4 protein-coding genes and 4 tRNA genes are annotated in these 4,513 nt (G+C 48.6%); 1 reads left to right on the plus strand and 7 read right to left on the minus strand.

Annotated features, from left to right (window positions below):
- The 5 genes from M2374_RS22180 to M2374_RS22200 form a co-directional block, all read right to left on the minus strand.
- Positions 1-194 (minus strand): GTP-binding protein (locus M2374_RS22180; protein ID WP_004929415.1); only part of this gene is annotated, 194 nt, incomplete at its 3' end.
- A 118-nt stretch (positions 195-312) separates the two neighbouring features.
- Positions 313-388, minus strand: a tRNA-Thr gene (locus tag M2374_RS22185).
- 5 nt (positions 389-393) lie between these two features.
- Positions 394-468 (minus strand) — tRNA-Gly (locus M2374_RS22190).
- 115 nt (positions 469-583) lie between these two features.
- Positions 584-668, minus strand: a tRNA-Tyr gene (locus M2374_RS22195).
- Between the two features lie 8 nt (positions 669-676).
- A tRNA-Thr gene (locus tag M2374_RS22200) sits at positions 677-752 on the minus strand.
- Positions 753-1,142: 390 nt separating this feature from the next.
- Here M2374_RS22200 and coaA point away from each other — a divergent pair.
- Positions 1,143-2,093, plus strand: a complete 951-nt coding sequence (coaA, locus tag M2374_RS22205) for a type I pantothenate kinase (RefSeq protein ID WP_096759485.1) — start codon at positions 1,143-1,145, stop codon at positions 2,091-2,093.
- A gap of 31 nt (positions 2,094-2,124) precedes the next feature.
- On the opposite strand, the gene birA is transcribed toward coaA, so the two are convergent.
- A complete protein-coding gene (gene birA, locus M2374_RS22210) occupies positions 2,125-3,087 on the minus strand; it encodes a bifunctional biotin--[acetyl-CoA-carboxylase] ligase/biotin operon repressor BirA (protein ID WP_181629769.1) in 963 nt (320 codons plus the stop codon).
- Positions 3,084-4,112, minus strand: a complete 1,029-nt coding sequence (gene murB, locus M2374_RS22215; RefSeq protein WP_096758785.1) for a UDP-N-acetylmuramate dehydrogenase — start codon at positions 4,110-4,112, stop codon at positions 3,084-3,086. The genes birA and murB overlap by 4 nt, the downstream gene beginning before the upstream one ends.
- Positions 4,113-4,513 lie beyond the last annotated feature (401 nt).

Here is a 4,513-nt window from a genome sequence, read left to right on the forward strand (position 1 = left end):
GTGTTGATGGTGATACCACGTGCTTTTTCTTCCGGTGCGTTATCGATCTGATCGAATGCACGAGCAGAACCGCCGTAGGTTTTAGCCAGTACGGTAGTGATTGCAGCAGTCAGCGTTGTTTTACCATGGTCAACGTGGCCGATAGTACCGACGTTAACGTGCGGTTTTGTACGTTCAAATTTTTCTTTAGACATCGATTGTCCCTCTAAGACACGGATAAATCGGTGATATCACCACATCAACCAGGCAATATACCTGAACTGTTGAATGCTTTTAAAAGTAAACAGAGAGAAACGGGAAGGAGAAGTGAAGTGGTGCTGATACCCAGAGTCGAACTGGGGACCTCACCCTTACCAAGGGTGCGCTCTACCAACTGAGCCATATCAGCACGTCTGGAGCGGGCAGCGGGAATCGAACCCGCATCATCAGCTTGGAAGGCTGAGGTAATAGCCATTATACGATGCCCGCATCCTGAAACTCGGCTACCCAGTTCTTTCTGTAACAAAAAAGAGATTTCTCTCTTTTCTGTTTGAGCTGGTTAATTTTTCTAACCAACCCAGGCGGCGATAACGCTGCCAGAAAGTGGTGGTGGGGGAAGGATTCGAACCTTCGAAGTCTGTGACGGCAGATTTACAGTCTGCTCCCTTTGGCCGCTCGGGAACCCCACCGGACTTGATGGTGCCGACTACCGGAATCGAACTGGTGACCTACTGATTACAAGTCAGTTGCTCTACCTACTGAGCTAAGTCGGCATCAAGTAGCGCGCATTTTATGGAGACCTGCGCTTTCATGCAACTAAAAAATCGCATAAAACGTTCTATCGCTCACATTTTACACTATACGGCCGATAAATAATCTATTCTCGCGCCTGACTGTACAAATTTACAACGTTTCACGACCGTCCAGGAGGTGTTTTACTCCATCATATGTATACCAACTGATGCAAAGTGCCTCTTTTTACATCTGGAATACCCGTCACATTGCTTTTCAGGGGATGATTTTTTCTTATTATTCCCTCCCATCTGGTGTTACCCTCCTGCCCATTGTCCAAATTAACTGAAATGTGACGTGCCATTGCGTGCCAGGGATGAATTCATTTTTTATTACTGACCTGATATCGCAATGACAGCCAGACCATGCGTATGAGTATAAAAGAGCAAGCGTTAATGACGCCTTACCTACAGTTTGATCGCAACCAGTGGGCTGCGCTTCGTGATTCCGTGCCGATGACCCTGACCGAGGAAGAGATTGCTCGTCTGAAAGGCATTAATGAAGACTTATCGCTGGAAGAAGTTGCCGAGATTTATTTGCCCTTATCGCGTTTGCTAAACTTTTACATCAGTTCAAACCTGCGCCGTCAGGCTGTGCTGGAGCAATTTTTAGGCACCAACGGCGAGCGTATTCCTTATATCATCAGTATTGCTGGCAGCGTTGCGGTAGGAAAAAGTACCACTGCGCGCGTCCTGCAGGCATTGTTGAGTCGCTGGCCTGAGCATCGCAAGGTTGAGTTGATTACCACCGATGGCTTTCTTCACCCTAACCAGGTGTTGAAAGACCGTGGACTTATGAAGAAGAAAGGCTTCCCTCAGTCCTACGATATGCACCGTCTGGTAAAATTCGTTTCCGACCTCAAGTCAGGTGTCCCTAACGTCACGGCGCCGGTTTATTCACATCTTATCTATGATGTGATCCCTGATGGAGACAAGACCGTCGCACAACCCGATATTTTAATTCTCGAAGGATTAAACGTATTACAAAGTGGAATGGATTACCCTCACGATCCACATCATGTATTTGTTTCTGACTTTGTCGACTTCTCTATTTACGTTGACGCACCAGAAGAATTACTCCAGACGTGGTATATCAATCGTTTCCTGAAATTCCGTGAAGGGGCATTTACCAACCCCGACTCTTATTTCCATAACTACGCCAAACTGTCTGAAGATGAGGCTATCAATACCGCCACAACACTTTGGAAAGAAATTAACTGGCTGAATTTAAAACAAAATATCTTACCAACGCGTGAGCGAGCCAGCTTAATCATGACTAAAAGCGCCAACCATGCTGTTGAACAAGTGAGATTACGGAAATAAACAAAATGGGGAGCTATCGCTCCCCTTTTTATTACCCTGCGCTTCTGAGTGATATTTCTCCACCCATCCACGGTTTGATCACGCCATCCTGTTCAAGTAATAGCGCACCTTGCGCATCTATTCCCCGGGATACACCAAATATTTCTTTATCGCCGATAATCAATTTAACGGGACGATTGATAAAATTATCCAGCGTCTTCCAACGTGGTAAATAAGGCGTTAGCCCTTCTTGCTCAAACAGTACGAGTGCCGCACGCAGCTCACGGATCAACCGAGCGGCAAGGGTGTTACGATCAATGTTAATTCCCGCTTCCTGCAGGTTAATCCAGCCCTGATTAACCACACTCTCTTCCACCCGACGCATTGCCATATTAATACCCGCGCCAATAACAATTTGCGCAGCGTCACCCGTTTTACCGGTAAGCTCCACCAGAATGCCGGCGAGTTTACGATCGAGCAGATAGAGGTCGTTAGGCCATTTCACGCGCACCTTATCGGCACCCAGATCGCGTAATACTTCTGCCATGACGATACCAATGACTAGGCTCAGGCCAATCGCAGCCGCCGGTCCCTGCTCCAGACGCCAGAACATTGAGAGGTAAAGGTTTGCTCCAAACGGAGAAAACCATTTACGCCCACGACGGCCACGTCCGGCCTGCTGATATTCAGCGACGCAGGCATCACCTGATTCCAGTTGCCCAATACGATCCAAAAGGTATTGGTTGGTCGAATCAATGACCGGCAGGACGGTAATATTTCCACCATCCAGTTGAGAATGAATAACTGATGAATCCAGGAGCTGAATAGGTTCCGGTAAGCTGTATCCTTTACCGGGAACGGTAAAGACATCAACACCCCAGTCACGTAACGTCTGGATGTGTTTATTGATAGCCGCACGACTCATGCCAAGCTTTTCACCTAGCTGTTCACCCGAATGAAATTCACCATCAGCCAGCAATGAAATAAGCGTCAGAGGTACAGTATGATCCTTCATGCTATGATCTCCACGGCGTTCATTTCCCCCTTCGGTCCAATAAATCGGACCTCAGGCTCGAGCCAGACATTAAATTTCGCACCCACTTTCTGGCGAACGTGATGGGCAAGCTGCACCACATCCTGGCTTGTTGCATCGTTGGCGTTAATGAGTACCAGCGCCTGTTGCTGATGTACCGCAGCACCACCTATACTCGCCCCTTTTAGCTGACATTGATCGATAAGCCAGCCAGCAGCCAGTTTCACAGAGCCATCTTTTTGAGGGTAATGAGGCGCTGTCGGGAATTGTGACAGCAGCACCTGAGCAACTTCTGCGGTAACGACGGGATTTTTAAAGAAGCTCCCCGCGTTACCCTGTATTTTAGGGTCGGGTAGTTTAGTTGTACGCATATGACAGACGGCATCAAACACTTGCTGCGGCGTCACCGTCGAGGGATCCAGGCGAGTTAAGTCGCCGTAGGTCAGCACCGGCTGCCATTGTTTTGGTAGTTTCAGCCCAACTGCAACGATCGCAAAGCGATCCTGGTATTCATGTTTGAAGATACTATCACGATAGCCAAAACGGCATTCCGCTGCTGCGACGCGTAAATGTTTGCCCGTCGACAGTTCAACGCAATCAACATATTCACAGACACGCTGTAGTTCTACGCCGTAAGCACCGATATTCTGGATCGGCGATGAACCGACACAACCGGGGATGAGCGCAAGGTTTTCCAGCCCTGGCATGCCCAGTTGCAGAGTATGCTGTACCAGATGATGCCAGTTTTCCCCCGCACCTACGTGCAAATGCCAGGCATCAGGCTGTTCTGTGACCTGAATGCCCTTAATACGGTTAACAATCACCGTTCCATAGAAGGCATCAAGAAACAGGACGTTACTCCCTTCACCCAGGATCAGCACTGGATGTTGTAATGCATTGGCTGATTGCCAGGCATTCAGTAATTGTTGCTCATTTTCGGCGCAGACAAGTTCATTAGCATACTGATCAATACCGAAGGTGTTCCAGACTTTAAGGGAGTGATTCATAGACGCTTTCCTGATGCAAAATCGTGCTTAGTTTACCGCATATGCCTCAGGATGGCTTGTGTTATGGAAGAGTGGGATATTGAGCACTCACCGACAAACAACAGACGCAAAAAGCCCATCCGTCAGGATGGGCTTCTTCACTTGTTTGATGCCTGGCAGTTTATGGCGGGCGTCCTGCCCGCCACCCTGCGGGCCGTTGCTTCGCAACGTTCAAATCCGCTCCCGGCAGATTTGTCCTACTCAGGAGAGCACTCACCGACAGACAACAGATAAAACAAAAGGCCCAGTCTTTCGACTGAGCCTTTTGTTTCTATTTGATGCCTGGCAGTTCCCTACTCTCGCATGGGGAGACCCCACACTACCATCGGCGCTACGGCGTTTCACTTCTGAGTTCGGCATGG

The organism is Citrobacter sp. JUb117, from assembly GCF_024809055.1.
In the GTDB taxonomy this organism is placed as follows: Bacteria; Pseudomonadota; Gammaproteobacteria; order Enterobacterales; family Enterobacteriaceae; genus Citrobacter; species Citrobacter gillenii.